At 38.2% G+C, this 18736-nt stretch carries 19 protein-coding genes; 15 read left to right on the top strand and 4 right to left on the bottom strand.

Features of this window, described 5'->3' with window-relative positions; all coding sequences use genetic code 11:
- The first annotated feature begins 93 nt into the window (after window positions 1–93).
- Both dapA and smpB read left to right on the top strand, forming a co-directional pair.
- Window positions 94–978, top strand: coding sequence for a 4-hydroxy-tetrahydrodipicolinate synthase (gene dapA, locus NPX98_RS02845; RefSeq protein WP_269022536.1), 885 nt, complete (start codon window positions 94–96; stop codon window positions 976–978).
- Window positions 979–1007: 29 nt separating this feature from the next.
- Complete coding sequence (gene smpB, locus NPX98_RS02840) at window positions 1008–1484, top strand: SsrA-binding protein SmpB (RefSeq protein ID WP_269022535.1); 477 nt, start codon at window positions 1008–1010, stop codon at window positions 1482–1484.
- Window positions 1485–1588: 104 nt separating this feature from the next.
- Here smpB and NPX98_RS02835 read toward each other — a convergent pair whose 3' ends face one another.
- Window positions 1589–2257, bottom strand: a complete 669-nt coding sequence (locus tag NPX98_RS02835) for a uracil-DNA glycosylase (protein ID WP_269022534.1) — start codon at window positions 2255–2257, stop codon at window positions 1589–1591.
- A gap of 555 nt (window positions 2258–2812) precedes the next feature.
- On the opposite strand from NPX98_RS02835, the gene rpoZ reads away from it, so the two are divergent.
- The 11 genes from rpoZ to panB all read left to right on the top strand — a co-directional run bounded on the left by rpoZ (window position 2813) and on the right by panB (window position 12234).
- Window positions 2813–3211 carry a DNA-directed RNA polymerase subunit omega gene (gene rpoZ, locus NPX98_RS02830; RefSeq protein ID WP_269022533.1) on the top strand — a complete coding sequence of 133 codons (399 nt, stop codon included), beginning with the start codon at window positions 2813–2815 and terminating at the stop codon, window positions 3209–3211.
- Between the two features lie 117 nt (window positions 3212–3328).
- The gene (locus tag NPX98_RS02825; RefSeq protein ID WP_269022532.1) at window positions 3329–5557 is read left to right on the top strand and encodes a RelA/SpoT family protein; all 2229 of its coding nucleotides are present in this window, start codon (window positions 3329–3331) and stop codon (window positions 5555–5557) included.
- 37 nt (window positions 5558–5594) lie between these two features.
- On the top strand, window positions 5595–6173 hold the full coding sequence (gene pyrE / locus NPX98_RS02820) for an orotate phosphoribosyltransferase (RefSeq protein ID WP_269022530.1): 579 nt from the start codon (window positions 5595–5597) through the stop codon (window positions 6171–6173).
- Window positions 6174–6282: 109 nt separating this feature from the next.
- Window positions 6283–6894: a DUF2062 domain-containing protein gene (locus NPX98_RS02815; protein ID WP_269022529.1), complete on the top strand. Its 612-nt coding sequence runs from the start codon at window positions 6283–6285 to the stop codon at window positions 6892–6894.
- A complete protein-coding gene (gene acpS / locus NPX98_RS02810) occupies window positions 6891–7301 on the top strand; it encodes a holo-ACP synthase (RefSeq protein WP_269022528.1) in 411 nt (136 codons plus the stop codon). The genes NPX98_RS02815 and acpS overlap by 4 nt, the downstream gene beginning before the upstream one ends.
- Window positions 7302–7374: 73 nt before the next feature.
- On the top strand, window positions 7375–8157 hold the full coding sequence (lepB, locus tag NPX98_RS02805) for a signal peptidase I (protein ID WP_269022527.1): 783 nt from the start codon (window positions 7375–7377) through the stop codon (window positions 8155–8157).
- A 10-nt stretch (window positions 8158–8167) separates the two neighbouring features.
- Complete coding sequence (rnc, locus tag NPX98_RS02800) at window positions 8168–8875, top strand: ribonuclease III (protein WP_269022526.1); 708 nt, start codon at window positions 8168–8170, stop codon at window positions 8873–8875.
- The gene (era, locus tag NPX98_RS02795; RefSeq protein ID WP_269022707.1) at window positions 8868–9779 is read left to right on the top strand and encodes a GTPase Era; all 912 of its coding nucleotides are present in this window, start codon (window positions 8868–8870) and stop codon (window positions 9777–9779) included. The genes rnc and era overlap by 8 nt, the downstream gene beginning before the upstream one ends.
- Complete coding sequence (recO, locus tag NPX98_RS02790; protein ID WP_269022525.1) at window positions 9776–10522, top strand: DNA repair protein RecO; 747 nt, start codon at window positions 9776–9778, stop codon at window positions 10520–10522. The genes era and recO overlap by 4 nt, the downstream gene beginning before the upstream one ends.
- A 26-nt stretch (window positions 10523–10548) precedes the next feature.
- On the top strand, window positions 10549–11394 hold the full coding sequence (gene panC, locus NPX98_RS02785; RefSeq protein ID WP_269022524.1) for a pantoate--beta-alanine ligase: 846 nt from the start codon (window positions 10549–10551) through the stop codon (window positions 11392–11394).
- Between the two features lie 12 nt (window positions 11395–11406).
- A complete protein-coding gene (panB, locus tag NPX98_RS02780; protein ID WP_269022523.1) occupies window positions 11407–12234 on the top strand; it encodes a 3-methyl-2-oxobutanoate hydroxymethyltransferase in 828 nt (275 codons plus the stop codon).
- 410 nt (window positions 12235–12644) lie between these two features.
- On the opposite strand, the gene NPX98_RS02775 is transcribed toward panB, so the two are convergent.
- The gene (locus NPX98_RS02775) at window positions 12645–13259 is read right to left on the bottom strand and encodes an HD family hydrolase (protein WP_269022522.1); all 615 of its coding nucleotides are present in this window, start codon (window positions 13257–13259) and stop codon (window positions 12645–12647) included.
- Window positions 13260–13269: 10 nt separating this feature from the next.
- Window positions 13270–14124 carry a CAF17-like 4Fe-4S cluster assembly/insertion protein YgfZ gene (ygfZ, locus tag NPX98_RS02770; protein ID WP_269022521.1) on the bottom strand — a complete coding sequence of 285 codons (855 nt, stop codon included), beginning with the start codon at window positions 14122–14124 and terminating at the stop codon, window positions 13270–13272.
- A gap of 63 nt (window positions 14125–14187) precedes the next feature.
- On the opposite strand from ygfZ, the gene NPX98_RS02765 reads away from it, so the two are divergent.
- Entirely contained in the window at window positions 14188–15516 is a 1329-nt protein-coding gene (locus NPX98_RS02765; RefSeq protein WP_269022517.1) for a dihydroorotase, read from the top strand.
- 360 nt (window positions 15517–15876) lie between these two features.
- Here the strand turns inward: NPX98_RS02765 and NPX98_RS02760 are convergent, their stop codons facing one another.
- On the bottom strand, window positions 15877–16248 hold the full coding sequence (locus NPX98_RS02760; protein ID WP_269022516.1) for a TIGR02301 family protein: 372 nt from the start codon (window positions 16246–16248) through the stop codon (window positions 15877–15879).
- A 546-nt stretch (window positions 16249–16794) separates the two neighbouring features.
- Here NPX98_RS02760 and cysS point away from each other — a divergent pair.
- A complete protein-coding gene (cysS, locus tag NPX98_RS02755) occupies window positions 16795–18303 on the top strand; it encodes a cysteine--tRNA ligase (protein WP_269022515.1) in 1509 nt (502 codons plus the stop codon).
- Window positions 18304–18736: the final 433 nt, after the last annotated feature.

Raw genomic sequence — 18736 nt, 5'->3', positions numbered from 1 at the left:
CTTGCTTCAATGAAATAGCAAGATTATGCTCAATAATCGGTAATTTACAAGAGAATTATTTTAAATGAAATTGAACATGACAGGGGGTTTATTATGCTCGAGGGAGCACTGACCGCACTTATCACACCATTTGATGACGATGGTGCTGTTGATGAAAAAGCATTTTGCAGTTTTGTCGAGTGGCAGGTCACGCAAGGTATTAACGGTGTGGTTCCCGTAGGGACAACGGGAGAATCGCCAACTTTAAGTCATGAAGAACATAAACGGGTTGTGGAGTTATGTGTTGAACAGGTTGCTAAGCGTGTCCCTGTCGTCGCAGGAGCAGGATCAAATAGTACTGCTGAGGCTGTGGAGCTTGCTCAACATGCAGAAAAGGCTGGTGCAGATGCAATTCTGGTTGTAACTCCTTATTATAACAAACCTAATCAATATGGTTTATACACTCATTTTGCTACTATTGCGAAAGCTATTTCTATTCCGATCGTGATTTATAATATTCCTGGTCGTTCTGTTGTCGATATGACTGTGGAGACCATGAAGGATCTTTATCAGAATTTTAAAAATATCATTGGTGTTAAGGATGCGACGAGTAAAATTGAGCGTGTCAGTGAACAGCGGGAAAAGTGTGGCAAGGATTTTGTGCAGCTTTCTGGTGATGATAGTACAGCTTTAGGTTTTAATGCTCATGGAGGTGTTGGGTGTATTTCAGTTTCATCTAATGTTGCGCCAAAGCTTTGTGCTGAGCTTCACGCTGCTTGTCGCCGTGGTGATTATAAGACAGCCTTAGAGTTAAATGATCGTTTGATGCCTTTAAATCGTGGGGTATTTATCGAACCAAATCCAGCGGGCATTAAATACGCTGCTGCAAAATTAGGGCTTTGTCGTGATATTGTTCGTTCGCCGATCGTTCCATTATCGGATAAAACGAAAGGAATTATTGATGCAGCTTTGCAATATGCCGGTCTTATTAAAGAATAAAGTAATATTAAAGTAATATTTTTGTAGCTATGAATAAGAAAAAGAGTGAGCCAGTACGAAAAGTGATTGCGGATAATCGTAAAGCTCGTTTTAATTTTGAAATTCTCGATAATCTTGAGGCTGGTCTTGTTCTTCATGGAACAGAAGTTAAGTCTTTACGTTCCAATAACGCAAATATTTCTGAAAGTTATGCAAGCTTTGAAAATGGGGAATTGTGGTTGATTAATGCCTATATTCCTGAATACACGCAGGCTAATCGTTTTAATCATGAACCGCGCCGTTTGCGGAAATTATTAATTTCAAAACGTGAAATGGCGCGTTTTTTTAATGCGATTTCTCGTGAGGGTATGACAATTGTGCCTCTAAAGCTTTATTTTAATGAACGAGGGCGTGTTAAATTGGAGATTGCTGTAGCACGTGGTAAAAAGCTTCATGATAAGCGGGAAACAGAGAAAAAGCGTGATTGGGGGCGTGAAAAAGCAAGACTCTTGAAACATTATGGATGATGAAGCTTCATGATGGGTGGCAATCGAAAAAAGTGTAATTATTGAATGCGTGAAAACGAAAGACGGTTTTTAATTTCTTTTCTTACCCCTCTGTTGAGGAAATTTTAGCATTGATCTAAATATGTTTTTGCTGCTTGAAAGATTTGATGGAACATAGCATCCGTTAAACGGCCGGTGCTGGTGTTGTAACGTGAACAGTGATAGCTTGAAAAGATACGTAATCTACCGATATCATTTATTTCCCCATGACCAAAAGGATAAGCTAAGACTTTAGCATTTAATGCACGTATGGTTGATTGATGAGCGATGGTACCAAGAGTGATAACGGCTTTAAGTTGGGGAAGATTGATTAAAAGAGGTGAAAAAAAATATCGGCAAGTATTGATCTCTGCTCCAGTAGGTTTATTCTCTGGAGGAACACAACGGACTGAGTTAACAATAGCTGTATCAATTAGTTCAAGGCTATCATCTGGTCTTGCTTCAAATGTGCCTTGAGCAAAGCCAAACTTTTTTAAAGTGGAATAAAGCAGTTGTCCAGCATAATCACCTGTGAAAGGGCGTCCAGTTCTGTTTGCTCCGCGTAATCCGGGAGCAAGCCCTACAATAAGAAGACGAGTTGTTGCTGCACCTTTATAGGGAAAGAATGGTTTTACGGGTGCATTGTGCCAATAGGGTTCTTTTATACGCCAATCGGCGATAAAATTATGTAGGCGAGGGCATAAGTTGCAATTGGGAGGAGGTTCTGGGCAAAGTGATGTTAATTGGTTATTCATGGTGGTGGATATAAGTTACTTGTTACAAAAAGTCTTTGTGAGTTGTTTTTGTAGATATACGGTCGTTTTATCTTTTTAACTGATCTCATGATTAACTCAATGGTTTATTTTATGAATAAGGCTTTAACACAAAGCTATTGCCGATGATGTTATAGAAAGAGGCAGCATTGCTATGATTATATCGATTAAGGTATTCATTGACATGATGTTGAAGGAGTTTAAATCCCTTATTATTATAGATAGTATGCATAAAATTATTATACTTTCAAAAGATTGTTATAAATTTAAGGAACAGATAGCAAATTTAGACGCTTTGGAATTTCTGTAAAGATTAATTCTATGAATGGGTGGTGCTGTTTTTTATTTTTAGAGCATTATCTGTAGTTGAGGGTAATGACCTATGCATTTTTAAAAAAAAATCTAGGATTTTCTTCATGAATAAGTTCTTTTTGCAAAAAAACACTAAAGTTTAAATCGTTTTTCTTGTATTTTTCTATGGTTATGATATATGTTATGCACCAATTATCATTCTAAGACTTTAGGAAAGAAGCGTATATGGCTCGTGTAACGGTAGAAGATTGCATTGATAAGGTCGATAATCGTTTTGAATTGGTGCTTTTGGCTGGGCATCGTGCTCGTCAAATTTCGCAAGGTGCGCAGATTACTATTGATCGTGATAATGATAAAAATCCAGTCATTGCTTTGCGTGAAATAGCAGAGGAGACTTTGTCGCCTGCTGATTTGAAGGAAGATCTCATTCATTCATTGCAGAAGCATGTGGAAGTGGATGAGCCGGAAGCTATGACTGAATTTATTTCTCACTCAGGTGGTTCTGAGAGTGCTTTGGATGCATCGTCGGAAGAAGGAAGCAGTTCGTTTGATTATATGTCAGAAGAGGATCTTTTGGCGGGGATTGAAGGTTTGATCGTACCGGAAAAGAGTGATGATTATTAATCGCTGTGGTTTATTTCATGGACGTTGATGCTGTAGTTATCCGAGTGGTGTCTTCTTATCTTTTTTGGTGGCATATTCAATAATGATTAGATTATAAAGTTTAAAGGGTGTGCTTGTATGATGCGTCAGTGCGAGCTTATTGAGCGTGTGCAACGTTACAAGCCTGACGTAAATAAAGATTTGCTAAATAAAGCTTATGATTATGCAATGCATAAGCACGGTCATCAGATGCGTGCTTCAGGGGATCTTTATTTTTCTCATCCTTTAGAAGTTGCTGCTATTTTAACGGATATGCGGGTAGATGAAGCAACAATTGCAGTTGCGCTTTTACATGATACAATTGAAGATACGAGTGCTACACGAGCAGAGATTGATCAGCTATTTGGATCTGATATTGGTAAGCTGGTTGAAGGTCTTACAAAGCTTAATAGGCTTGATTTTGTATCGAAAAAAGCAGTACAGGCAGAAAATCTTCGTAAACTTCTTATTGCTATTTCTGATGATGTTCGTGTTCTTTTAGTCAAACTTGCAGATCGGCTTCATAATATGCGCACTCTTGGTGCTATGCGTGATGAAAAGCGTCGGCGGATTGCTGAGGAAACCATGGATATTTATGCGCCGCTTGCTGGCCGTATGGGTATGCAAGATATGCGTGAAGAATTAGAAGATCTTTCTTTTTTTTATTTAAATACAGAAGGTTACCGTACTATTACGAACCGACTTTCCGAATTGTCCAAACGTAACAGTGATTTGCTTTCCACAATAGAGAACGAGTTGACGAAACTTTTTTCTGAGCATGGCATTAAAGCTGATGTTAAGAGCCGTCAAAAAAAATCTTACTCTGTTTTTCGCAAAATGGAGAGCAAGGCACTCTCTTTTGAGCAGTTATCCGATATTTTTGGATTTCGTGTGATTGTTGAAACAGTAGATGATTGTTATCGCGCTCTTGGTATCATTCATACGACATGGCCAATGGTACCTGGTCGTTTTAAAGATTATATTTCTATCCCCAAGCAAAATGATTATCGTTCAATCCATACAACGATTGTGGGTCCTTCAAGGCAGCGCGTTGAATTGCAGATTCGAACTGGTACTATGGATGAAATTGCTGAATATGGTGTTGCAGCACATTCCATTTATAAAGACTGTGGTTCTGGTTATTCGGCTTCGAAGCTATCAAGTGAAGCCAATGCTTATGCATGGTTACGTCAGACGATACAATCATTATCGGATGGGGATAGTCCAGAAGAATTTTTAGAGCATACAAAACTTGAGCTTTTTCAAGATCAGGTTTTTTGTTTTACTCCGAAAGGACGGCTCATAGCCTTTCCAAAAGGTGCTACACCTGTTGATTTTGCTTATGCAGTACATACTGATATTGGTAATTCTTGTGTGGGGGTAAAAATTAATGGTCGTATTATGCCTTTAATGACAAAATTAAAAAACGGTGATGAAGTTGATATTATACGCTCACAGTCTCAAATTCCACCAGCAGCTTGGGAGTCTCTTGTTGTAACAGGAAAAGCGCGTTCAGCAATTCGTCGAGCAACACGTGCGGCGGTACGTAAGCAATATTCGGGGCTTGGTTATCGCATTCTTGAACGTTCTTTTGAATATGTAGGAAAACAATTTTCAAAAGATACGCTTACGCAAGTTTTGCCACGTTTAGCACGAAAAGATGTGGAAGATGTATTGGCTGCTGTAGGGCGTGGTGAATTGACTTTTGTCGATGTTCTGAAAGCGGTCTATCCAGATTATCAAGATCAGCGTACGGTGCAAAAATCGTCTTTTAAGCCTGGGAAAGAAGGTTGGTTCAATATTGAAAATGCGCAAGGCATGATTTTTAAGGTTCCCGAAAATGAAAAAGATATAAATTCAGATAAGGAACATCGATACAGAGCATTACCTATTCGAGGAACGAAAGGAGATATTCCAGTACGGTTTTCTCCTGAAGGAGCTGTACCGGGAGATCGGATTGTTGGTATTATGCAACCAGGTGCAGGTATTGTTATTTATCCGATTCAATCTTCGGCTTTGATGGCTTATGATGATCAGCCAGAACGGTGGATTGATGTCCGTTGGGATATTGATGCTGAGATGAGAGAACGTTTTCCTACTCGAATCAATATTGTAGCAGTTAATAGCCCCGGCTCTTTAGCTGAAATTACTCAGATCATTTTTGAAAATGATGCCAATATCCAAAAATTATCTTTTGTTCGTACTGAACCAGACTTCACTGAAATTATGATGGATTTAGAGGTTTGGGATTTAAAACATTTGAATCGTATTTTTTCTCAGTTAAAAGAAGCAGATTCGATTAGTACGGTGCATCGAGTTCATGGATAAATGTGCATCGAGTCTATAGATATAGAGAGATTTTGTGATGAACACACAGGATGTGATTGATATTTTTAAGCAGGCGGATGCTATTTTAGAAGGGCATTTCATTTTAACCTCAGGTCGTCATAGTGCTATTTATATGCAGAAGGCAAAAGTATTTATGCATGCTGATTTGACTGAAAAACTATGTTACGGTTTGGCTCAGAAAATTAAGAGATGTGTTGAGGAACCAATTGATTACGTGGTTGGACCTGCAATAGGAGGTCTTATTCCTGCTTACGAAACATCACGGCATCTTGGCGTTCCTGCTATTTGGGTAGAGCGTGTAAACGGTGTATTTCAATTACGTCGTTTTGAAATAAAGAAGAGATCTCGTGTTTTGATTATTGAAGATATTGTAACAACAGGTCTTTCTATTCGGGAAACAGTTTCTGCTCTGGTTAAAGCAGAAGCTGAAGTCGTAGCAAGTGTCTGTATTCTTGATCGTTCTGGTGGTAAAGTTGATGTTGGAGTTCCACTGATTGCACTTGCGGAATATGAAGTAGCATCTTATGCTAGCGATGAATTGCCTGCGGAGCTTGCTGCAATTCCACCAATTAAGCCAGGAAGTCGAAATATTTGATTGTCTTTGATATTGCTTTATTGTTTATGCAAGAGCTTGATGAAGTTCAGTTAAATAGAGAATAACTAAGAATTATTTTATTCACATAGAGTGTATAGAGAGGGGATGTATGCTTTTTCGTCATCGAAAACCAGTAGATTTTGGTGAGCGTATTCGGCTTTTGTTTTGGCCACGTTGTTCTTTTTCTCGTTCTTTGAGTTATATGCGTAAGCGTATTTTGCGTATATCAGAAACGCCGCATAAAATAGCATTAGGATTTGCTATTGGTGTTTTTTTAGCTTGTTCACCTCTCTTTGGGTTGCATATTTTTCTAGCAGTATTTTTTTCCTGGGTTTTGCGTGGAAATTTTGCAGCAGCGATCATTGGAACTGTTTTGTCTAATCCGCTTACATTTTTTTTAATTATTATGGCTGATTATAAGATAGGCATTCTGTGTTTATCGTTTTTGGGTTATGTAAATGAAGTTTCTTTGTCTCAAGTTTATATGATGTTTGATGACTTAACGCTTTTGAACATAAGGCAGATCTTTAAAGGTACATGGGATTCGATTATGATGCCGATGATTTTAGGGGGCATCCTTTTAGGTTTTGTTTTGGGTAGTTTATCCTATCTCAGCATTCACAGAGCGATATCTCGTTTTCAACAAAATCGGTATAAAAAAATATCAAAAAATAAAAAAAAAATACCTTTGCAGAAAGAAAATTCTAGTGGTGTTTTATGATCATTGGTCTTGGAAACGATATAATTGATATAAGACGGATTGAAAAAATGTTGGTTCGTTATGGCGACCGTTTTATCCAACGTATTTTCACAGATATTGAACAGAATCGGTCTGAAAATCTCAAAAAGAGTTCTTTTTCCTATGCTAAAAGGTTTGCTGCTAAAGAAGCATGCGCTAAAGCTTTAGGAACAGGAATTACTTGCGGTGTTCGTTGGAAAGATATGGGGGTGGTTAATTTGCCATCTGGAAAACCAATTATGAAATTAACGAATAATGCGCAAATACAGTTACAAAAATTATTGCCTCTTAATTATGATGCTACTATTCATCTTAGCATAACAGATGATTTTCCTTGGGCACAGGCATTTGTTATTATAGAAGCACTTTCCGTGGATAGATATTGTTAAGAGATTGCGCTTTTGTTATTTGAACATTATGATAAAAAAGAAAATTTTGTCTGTAATAAGAAGGCAGTAAGTAATGAGCCAAAAAGAAAAAATGCAAAAAAATAAGGAAAAGGGCGGTATTTTAGAGTTTTTTTCTGTTCTAATTCAGGCTCTGTTTTTAGCTGGGCTTATCCGAACTCTTTTGTTTCAACCTTTTAGTATTCCCTCTGGTTCGATGCGTCCTACTTTGCTGGTAGGAGATTATCTTTTTGTTGCCAAATATGCATATGGATATTCTCGCTTTTCCATGCCTTTATCTCCTCCTATTTTTTCGGGACGTATTTGGGCATCTCAGCCTGAGCGAGGGGATGTTGTCGTTTTTCGTTTGCCTAAAAATCCAAGTATTGATTATATAAAACGTGTTGTTGGATTACCGGGTGATCGTGTCCAAGTGCGTCAAGGTGTTCTTTATATCAACGATGAAGCTGTTTCACGCCAATTTATGGGAAAGATTGATAATCCTGATGTGACGGAAGTTAACTACCCTGTTGATGTTTATCGCGAAACACTGTCTAATGGCGTCGCTTACAATGTCCTTGATTTAGGTTTTTTTCCGCAGGTTGATGAGACAAAAGTTTTTGAAGTTCCTCAAGGGCATTATTTTATGATGGGTGATAACCGCGATAATTCAGATGATAGTCGTTTAGATGTCGGTTATGTTCCTGAAGAAAACCTTGTTGGTCGGGCGAATTTGATTTTTTTCTCTATCAGTAATGGTTCAAGTGCGTGGCAGATTTGGCGTTGGCCGTTTGATGTGCGGTGGTCTCGTTTGTTTTCTTTTGTTGATACTATTCATTATTTTCCGCTTGATAAGTAAAGGCTAAGTGATGAAGCGTTCGATCATTGATCAGCTTGAAATGGTGACAGGGCATAGCTTTAAAGATGAAGAGAGATTAAAAAGAGCATTAACACATTCCAGTGTACAAGGTTCTGAGCAAGGCAATTATGAGCGTTTAGAATTTCTAGGTGATCGAGTTCTTGGATTTTTGATTGCCGAGATGTTATATCAGTTTTTTCCACGGGCTAGAGAAGGTGAGTTGTCTGTGCGTTTAAACGGCTTAGTAAATGCGCAAACATGTGCTGATATTGCGCAAGAAATAGGCTTGTCCGATATGGTCCATGTTGGTTCTGAAATGAAAAGCTTAGAGGGGCGCCGGTTAGCAAGTGTGTATGCTGATGTTATTGAAGCTTTAATTGCTGTGATCTATCTTGATGGTGGATTGGAAAGTGCTCGGTTTTTTATTCGAAGATATTGGCAGGATCGAGCAAAAAGAATGGATGCTGGTCGGCGTGATGCTAAAACAGAGTTGCAAGAATGGGCTCATACGCAAGATAGTGTGCAACCACAATATCGGGTTTTAAATCGTTGCGGCCCAGATCATGATCCCACTTTTATGGTAGAAGTGAGTGTTTCTGGTTTTGCGCCTGAAATTGGGCAAGGCAGTTCTAAGCGACATGCAGAGAGAGTAGCTGCTGAAAAAATTTTACGGCGTGAAGGCATATGGGAAACAATAGGAAAAAATGATCGTGGATGACACTGTTAAAACGCGCTCTGGTTTTGTCGCACTCATTGGGGCACCTAATGCTGGCAAGTCGACATTAGTTAATCAGTTAGTTGGAACAAAAGTTTCAATTGTAACGCATAAGGTGCAAACAACGCGGGCTTTGATTCGTGGTATTGTCATTCATGATAATACGCAAATTGTACTGATTGATACACCAGGTGTTTTTCGTCCTCGCAAGAGATTAGAGAAAGCTATGGTGTCTGCTGCTTGGGGTGGTGCTAGGGACGCTGATGTTCTTTTGGTGTTGATTGATGCTCAGAGTGGTATTTCAGATGAAGTTGATGCAATGTTGGATACTGTAAGCAATATCCAACAGGATAAAATTCTGGTTATCAATAAGATTGATACAGTTGTTAAATCATCTCTTTTAGAGTTAACCGCTAAAATTAATGAACGCGTAAAGTTTTTGCAAACATTTATGATTTCGGCTTTAAATGGTTCGGGTTGCGAGCATTTGCTTCGTTATTTGAGTGCCGTAATGCAGGAGGAACCGTGGTATTATCCAGAGGATCAAATTTCAGATATGCCTATGCGTCAGCTTGCTGCTGAAATCACACGTGAAAAGCTTTTTTTTCGTCTTCACGAAGAACTTCCTTATTCCTCGACAGTTGAAATAGAAAATTGGGAGGAGCGATCAGATGGTTCTGTTAAAATTAGTCAAGTTATTTATGTTGAGCGTGAAAATCAGAAAAAAATTGTTTTAGGAGCAAAAGGGAGTACAATTAAAGCGATTGGTCAGGCGGCACGTAAGGAATTAATGAAAATTATGCAACAAAAGGTTCATCTTTTTCTCTTTGTAAAAGTGCGTGACAATTGGACTGCCGATCCGGAACGTTATCGCGAAATGGGATTAGATTTTGTTCAAATAAAATGAAATGGAAAGAACAAGGGATTATCCTCGGTGCACGCCAGCATGGTGAAACAAGCGTTATTCTGGAAATTATGACACGTCAGCATGGCCGTCATATGGGAGTGGTTAAAGGTGGTCGTTCTCGTCGTATGGCTGCTCTTCTCCAATCTGGAAATTTGGTTGAGGTTGAATGGTGGGCACGTTTAGATGAACATTTGGGTTTATTTAGGCTGGAAGCACTGGATTTGTATGCTTCACGATTGATTCTTTTTCCAGAAGCGCTTTATACTTTACAGGTGATAATTTCTTATTTGCGTCTTCTTCCTGAGCGGGATCCTCATCCTGTTTTGTATGATATTTTGCATCTTTTTATGCGGAATTTTGATGAGCCATTCGTCAATGCTGAATTATTTGTACGTTTTGAGATGCGACTTCTTGAAGAACTTGGTTTTGGTCTTGATTTGTCTTGTTGTGCTGTAACAGGTCGTAAAGAAAGTCTCCATTATGTGTCGCCAAAATCGGGACGTGCGGTCTGTGAAGAAGTCGGTCGCCCTTGGAAAGATAAGCTTTTAATTTTGCCACAATTTCTTGCACAAAGAACTGGTCGCCCTGCTCATTTTAGTGACATAAAAAATGGATTTATTTTAACAAATTTCTTTTTAACGCGTCATGTTTGGGAACCGCGAGATATAAAACAGCCATCGGTTCGCGTTAACTTGATACAGCTATTTGAACAGCGATTTCATACGAATGAATTAATGTGCTGATTGGATAGCAATGAGTGGAATATGATATGCAACTTTTGAAAACAATTGCTGAAGTGCGCCAATACATCACAGAAGAACGACGTTTAGGATTATCGATTGGTTTGGTGCCAACTATGGGAGCACTGCATGCTGGTCATCTCGCATTGGTGCAGCAAGCAAGAGTAATGTGTGATCGAACATTGGTTTCTATTTTTGTCAATCCAAAACAATTTGGTCCTCATGAAGATTTTGATAGATATCCGAGAGATCTTGTAGGCGATTGTGATTTGTTGAACAAAGCAGGTGTTGAATATGTGTTTGCGCCTTCTGTAGAAGAAATGTGGCCTCCAGGAAATGAAACAATTGTGAAAGTGGAAAAATTATCCCGTATTTTAATGGGAAAATTACGCCCAGGACATTTTTGCGGTGTGACGAGTATTGTTGCTAAACTTTTTAATATTGTTCAGCCAGATAAGGCTTTTTTTGGAGAAAAGGATTTTCAACAGATCTTAATTATTCGTCGCATGGTTGAAGATTTAGCTTTTCCGATTGAAATTGTCGGTGTTCCTATTTTACGTGATGCAGATGGTGTCGCTAAATCTTCACGTAATCAGCTTTTAACAGTTGAAGATCGCAAAGCTGCAAAAATTATTCCTGAAAGCGGTAAAGCAGTTGAAAGGCTTTATCGTCAGGGTGAACGATCTGTTGATAAATTGTGCCAAATTATTCATGATGTTTTGCAGCAGGAACCGCGCGCTATTATTGAATCAATTGATTTACGGGATATGGAAACTTTGGGCATTGTTAAAAGAAAACTGGATAAACCAGCTGTTTTATTACTAACTGTTCGCTTTGGTGAAGTTAGGCTTATTGATCAATATATATTACAATAGAGAGTTGAAAAGATGGATTCACAGAAAGCCATAAAGCGTATTACTGCTTGTGAAATACGATCGAAAAAGAGACAACAACCGATCGTTTCTTTAACTGCTTATCAGGCTTATAGTGCGCGGATTGCTGATCCATATTGCGATTTTCTTTTGGTGGGAGACAGCGTTGGTATGATTGTGCATGGGTTTGATACAACGCTACCTGTTACTGTTGATATGATGATTTTGCATGGGCAGGCAGTTGTGCGTGGATCTCAGCGGGCGCTTGTGGTTATCGATATGCCTTTTGGTTCTTATGAGGAAAGCCCAGAGCAGGCTTTTTCTAATGCATCGCGTATTATTGCGGAAACAGGATGTGGTGCAGTTAAGCTTGAAGGTGGCGTTTATATGGCTGAAACAATTGATTTTTTATGTAAACGCGGTATTCCAGTTATGGGGCATATTGGGCTTACACCACAGGCCGTGAATCGTTTTGGTGGTTTTAAGACTCAAGGATTTAATAAAAGTGATTGGGAACAGATTGAAGCTGATGCGACAGCGGTTGAAGAAGCAGGAGCTTTTGCTGTTGTTGTAGAAGGCATCGTAGAACCACTAGCTGTAAAGGTCACGGAGAATCTTTCTATTCCGACCATTGGCATTGGTGCATCGAGTCGCTGTGATGGACAGATCTTAGTGATGGAGGATATGTTGGGTTATGGCGCTTGGGTTCCAAAATTTGTGCGTCGTTATGGGGATTTTGAACAAGCTATGGCAACAGCGATCAAGAATTATGCGGATGATGTTAAATCACGTGCTTTTCCAGCTGATACAGAAACTTATAAACTCAAACAAAATTTATCTTAAAGAAAAAACGATAAAAGAATACTTTCATTTGAAGTTAGTTAATACAGAAGCATTGCTCTTGCATATGTTTAATTTGGAGTTGTTGCGTTTTAATTTGTCATAATTGTAGAGAGTAAAATATCCATAGGATATTAGATTAAGAAGAGGGTGGTTTTATTTCTGTTTGTGGGATTATGTTTATGTAAGACGTAAATGGATGATGGGATAATGTCATCAAAAGTCGTGATGCTTAATTAATGCACCGAGTGTAGCTATCCAAATAGCATAAGTTGAATCTTTTATACAGACAGTGTTGGTGATTTTTTCTTGACGCTGTTCACCTTTATCAAAGTAGCAAAATCATGGATCTCTAAAACATTTTGTAATTTTTCTGTCTACAATACAGGATAAACGACAAAGAGATATTCATGTTATCTTTGTAATTCTATGGCATGAAAGCGGATTAAAAAGGCATTTTCAATTTGTTGTGTAGAATAGGGTTGTAAATTGAATCCATCCGGTAAAATATAATTTGGATGGCCAAAATAGCGAAGAGCTTCTTCTGTATTAAAGCCGGCAAGAGTGGTTGCTTCGTAGAAAGCTGCAATGCGGTCAGCTTCTTTGATTTTTTTGACGAGCTTTTGAGGTGGGGCAACAGGTAAGGAGAAGCGTATATGGATAGCATCTTGTATACGTTTTTCAATGAGCTGATATTGTTTGCCTATGACAGCTTTAAAGGGAGAAATCATATCACCGATAACATATTCAGGTGCATCATGAAGAAGAGCAAAGAGGCATTCGTCATCGTTTGAAAGAGGATAAAGTCTCTGAAATATTTGTTCTACCAACAGTGAATGCTGAGCAACAGAATAAGCATGTTCTCCTTGCGTTTGGCCATTCCAACGTGCAACACGGGCAAGACCATGGGCAATATCCTCTATTTCGATGTCGAAAGGAGAAGGATTCAGTAAATCAAGTCGACGGCCAGAAAGCATTCTTTGCCAAGCGCGCGCTGTGCCATCGTGTGATAAGTCTGCTTTAGCCATTAATTTATCTCTACGGTATTTCAGAGAAGGTGAAATTCATATTTTCGGCAATCGTTATTGTTACGGGAATATCGTTTACTGTAAATGGAATATTGTTGTTCATAGCATCTTTGACATGGTCAATACGCATAAGAGCTAAGGCTTCATTTGCAATACATGTTCCCAACTGACCAAGTACTTTTGTGCCGGCTTGAATGGCAGATCCTGATGTTAAGGGGTGCTGACCTTTGACCACTAAAAAGCGACGACGTATTGTGCTGCGATGATGCATTCGTGAAACTACTTCTTGGCCGATATAACAACCTTTGTTAAATACAAGCCCATTAATTTGATCGTAATTAATATCATGTGGAAAGACTTTTCCTATTTCATAATCTTGGCCGCTTTCTGCTATCGCATAATGGATACGCATTTGATCCCAAAGATCATTATATTTTGAGTCAGAGAAAGGTATTTCTCCATAGATTCGTACAACTTTTTCTTTTTGTGGAAAACGTTTATCAAAAAAAATTAAATCAAAATCGCATAAATCCGTTTCATTATTCAAAATAACTGTTATAACCTCTTGTAATTGTTGTATAATTTCTACATTCTTACGTAGTTTATAAAGAAGCAGACGTTTGTAAAAAGCATCAGTTAAAGATTCGGCAATATCAATCATATAGCCTTTGTCTATTTTGCAGATTAGGAAATCAGCGATCACCTTTCCTTGTGGAGACAAAAGAGCTCCGGGGAAGAGTTCTTTTGGGCCAATTTTTGTTACATCTGTTGTAATAAGAGCCTGCAAAAATTGTGTTGCTTCTTCACCCGTAATTTTAATAATTTTTCGATTTTTTAAGCGGATAGCGCTTTGTTTTTTGATCATAGTTCTTGTCTTTCTGCTCAGAGTTACATAATCGATAAGAAGTGATATGTAAGGAGCACGGCTATGTTTAAAACATTTGATACAATTTTTAAAGGTGCAACGCTTGTTAATCATGATGGAATCAGCAAGCGCGATATTGGTGTCATAAATGGCCGTATTACTGAGATTGGCGATCTTTCGCAGGTATCTGCTGGTGAGGTCATCGACTGTACAGGGCTTCATATTTTGCCTGGTATTATTGATAGCCAAGTCCATTTTCGTGAGCCGGGCAATGAACATAAGGAAGATTTGGAAAGTGGCTCTCGTGCAGCGGTTTTAGGTGGTGTGACAGCAGTATTTGAGATGCCGAATACCAATCCATTGACGACATCAGAAGAAGCGTTGGCGGATAAAGTTAAGCGTGGATTTCATCGAATGCACTGTGATTTTGCATTTTGGGTTGGGGGAACGCGCGAAAATATACATGAATTGGCTAATTTAGAAAGACTTCCCGGTGCAGCTGGAATTAAAGTATTTATGGGATCTTCTACGGGAAATCTTCTGGTGGATGATGATGAAAGTGTTCGTCTTATTTTGCAGAATACACGCCGTCGTACGGCTTTTCATTCTGAAGATGAGGAACGGCTTAATGAACGTAAAATGTTTCGTCTTCCGGGGGATGTGTCATCGCATCCGATTTGGCGTGATGAGATTGCTGCACTAAAATGTACACAGCGTTTGGTTAAAATTGCGCATGAAACGAGGGCGCGTATCCATGTGTTACATCTTTCTACAGCGGAAGAAATTGATTTTTTGAAAGATCATAAGGATGTAGCAACGATTGAAGCAACACATCATCATTTAACTTTGACCGCTGATGATTATCAGCGTCTTGGAACATTGGTGCAGATGAATCCGCCTATTCGTGAAAGTCGTCATCGTGATGCGCTCTGGTATGGTATTCAGCAAGGTATTGTTGATGTTTTAGGTTCGGATCATGCTCCTCATACGCTTGAAGAAAAGAATAGGCCTTATCCTTCTTCACCTTCGGGGATGACAGGTGTGCAGACAACTGCAGCAATTATGCTGACACATGTTAATGCTGGGAAAATTTCTCTTGAACGTTTTGTTGATCTGACGTCTCATGCGCCTAGTCGCGTTTTTGGTATCAGCAAGAAAGGGCGCATTGCTGTGGGATATGATGCGGACTTGACTATTGTTGATCTTAAACGGGAAGAAACTATAACCAATATACAGGTTGGTTCACGCGCGGGTTGGACACCCTATGACGGTAAAAAGGTTAAAGGTTGGCCAGTAGGAACTATTATACGTGGTAAGCGGGTTATGTGGGAAGGTGAAATTGTCACACCTTCACAAGGTGAACCTGTGAAATTTACAGAAGTACAAGCGTAATAAGATTAAAATAGATGGATGCTCTTTGCACAATTTTGGTGTGCAAAGAGCATCCATGATAATTTTGTGCAGGTGTAAATTTATTACGCGTGCGTAGAAGTAGTTTTAAGGCTTATGTTTTAGTTGTATGGGCAAAAGGTGCAGTATACCGTGTTAAAACAGCTGTTGCCAGAATTTTTGATTCAATGCCGTTTGAAATTTTATTACTTTAAATATAATTTTAATAAATATCACTAATTATTTGTTTTTAAATGATTAAATTTATTATATTTGTGCTAGATATAATTTATGCTCTCATTTATTTTTGAAAAGTTCTTTTTTGATATAACGCAAATTTGGAATTTGACAATTACATAAAAGTTAATTGTTAAAATGCGTGAGTAGGCTTTCGGATAAAGCTGCGCCTTCATGAACATATCTTTTGTCAGCTTCAATTGCTGAGTGTGTACAATGGTGATAATTGGTTGAAAAAGCGCGATAAGCTCCATTAAATGCTTCGTAAAGTTGGGAACGTCTTTGTGGGGTTGGTTCTTCTGCTTCAATCAATGCGCTCATATGATCGTACCACTGGCTTGTTGGAGTGCTACAAAGATTGCGCAGATAATGCAGGGAACCCAAAATTTCTGCTAATCTCAGTAACTTTGTATCATATAGCGGGAGTTGTTGTGAAAAAGTTGGTGTTGAAATTAAAAAAAATATTAAAATAATTATGTTTATCAATTTGTTATACATTTTTCTTATTTCTAACTTTTAATACATCTTTGTTGCGAGAAAATAGCTACATTATCGGTCATGTCTTAGAGTGATACTAGATAATGATTGGCTTATTCTTGCTAACTGTGAATCTTTTGTAACAATTTAGGGCATGATAGATGATAAGAAATAACCATGCAGAGATATTATAAACATGGTGATAAAAGTGAAGCATTAAGCATCATGAGATATTTTAGATTTTCTATTCGCAACTTTGTTGTGTTCCTAGCCTCATGTGGTGCTGTTTATTGAAGATGCACTTTTTAATAAAAATTGATTGTTTCTACGGACAATATATATACAGCCTAAGTAAGATGAAATAGAGGGATTCTCTCGCTTTTTTGTTTATGCAGAATTTGTTTATGGATTATCATTTGTTGATATTTTTTATTATATGCTGTGTAAAATGATTTGTTGGTAAAAATAAATCTAATAAGATTTTTTGTTGCACAATACTAAGAGCTTGATAATACGAATAAGTTTTATCAAAAAGATAGTAAGCAATATCGCTAACGGAGTGCAATTATGGGAAATTTGCGATTTTATAATACGCTTACACGTAGGAAAGATGATTTTATACCGATTGATGCTGCTAATGTGCGTCTTTATGTTTGTGGCCCGACAGTTTACGATTACGCTCATATCGGTAATGCACGTCCTGTAATTGTTTTTGATGTTTTATTCCGCTTATTACGTTATGTCTATGGTGAGGATTGCGTTATATATGCTCGTAATATTACAGATGTAGATGATAAAATTAACGCACGAGCATCTAGCGAATATCCAAAGCTGGCATTAAATGATGCTATTCGTCAGTTAACGGAGCGTACATATAATCAATTTCACGAGGATACAACAGCGCTTGGTTGTTTATTGCCAACTCATCAACCGCGTGCAACCGACCATTTGGAGGAAATGCGTTCTTTAATTGAAATGCTTCTTGAAAAGGGGCACGCTTATATAGCAGAAAATCATATATTATTTTCTGTAAGCAGTATGGGAGATCATCCTCGATATGGTGCATTTGCAAAACGATCGCTTGATGAAATGAGGGCAGGTGCGCGTGTAGATGTTGCTGCTTATAAAAAGGATGAAATGGATTTTGTTTTGTGGAAACCCTCTGCAGAGGGAGAGCCAGGATGGAAGTCTCCGGCAGGAATTGCTGTTTTAGGCCGTCCAGGTTGGCATATCGAATGTTCGGCTATGTCGATGGCAAAGCTGTTAGATCCCTATGGTGGTGGTTTAAGGTGTGATGATCCAACTGCGAATGTTTTTGATATTCACGGTGGTGGGATTGATTTGATTTTTCCTCATCATGAAAATGAGATTGCACAAAGTTGTTCTGTTTTTGGGATTGAACGCATGGCTAATTTTTGGATGCATAACGGTTTTCTGCAAGTTGAAGGCCAAAAGATGTCTAAGAGCCTTGGTAATTTTATTACCATTCGTTCTGTCTTAGAGAGTGATTTTTTGGAATTTAATGATGCTTTGACAGATGAAATAAAACAGAGTTGGGCGGGTTTGTCTGCGCGGTTTTCTATGTTGCAAACAAATTATCGTGAGCCATTAAATTGGACTACTCAGCGTTTAGCGCAATCCAGTAGTGAGTTATATCATTGGTATGAATTGCTTCGTGATCAAAACGATTGTCTGGATGAGGGTGGATTTATAGACAATTCTTTAATAAATACATTAAGTGATGACCTTAATACATCGAATTATATAACTATTTTGCGAAAATTTTATAAAGATGGAAATGCTGTAGTGCTTTTACATGGTATGGATTTGCTCGGGTTATTACGGCGAGAGTGGATTAAAGAAAGGGAATGTCCTCTTTTCGTTAGAACACTACCTCTTGATTCGCAGTTTATTGATCAGTGTATTTCTGAAAGGCTCCGGCTTATCTGTAAAAAAGAGTGGGCAGCGGCAGATAAAATTCGTGATGAACTTGCAGAAAGAGGTGTCTTTTTAAAAGATGGAAAGGATCCACAGACCGGTGAGCGTATCACGATGTGGGAGATAAAACGCTTATAGTGTCTATTATGCTCTTTCAATTTTCATAAACAAGGAGAGAATTTTACAGAATTTTTGTATGACTGTAGATATATTGTGTTTTTAAGCAGGTTATTATTTTTCTTGTATTTATATTAATTTGTGAGAGCAGCCAGGTTATATTGCCTCAATCAAGCGATCTCCAATTGATTTTAGAAAAAGTTGTTCTATGAGAGATGGTATTATGGCGTCAGGGCTTTATAATTCCAAACATTCGTAGCATTCGATTGTTTTATGTATTTAGTAGATTTTAATTATATATCTTAATTTTTCTTTGCGTCATTTGGCTTTTCCTGCCTTCTTGTTGTAAAAGAGCTTGCTCTATTTCTTACGGAAGTGGAGTTTTAAAAAGCGTGTAAAGCGTGAGAGGTTATCTATGGGCCTTGTATGGAGGAATGTAGACAAAAATAATTTC

The sequence above is a fragment of the Bartonella sp. A05 genome, from assembly GCF_026930145.1.
In the GTDB taxonomy this organism is placed as follows: domain Bacteria; phylum Pseudomonadota; class Alphaproteobacteria; order Rhizobiales; family Rhizobiaceae; genus Bartonella.
This window is presented reverse-complemented; position numbering and strand designations above follow the sequence as displayed.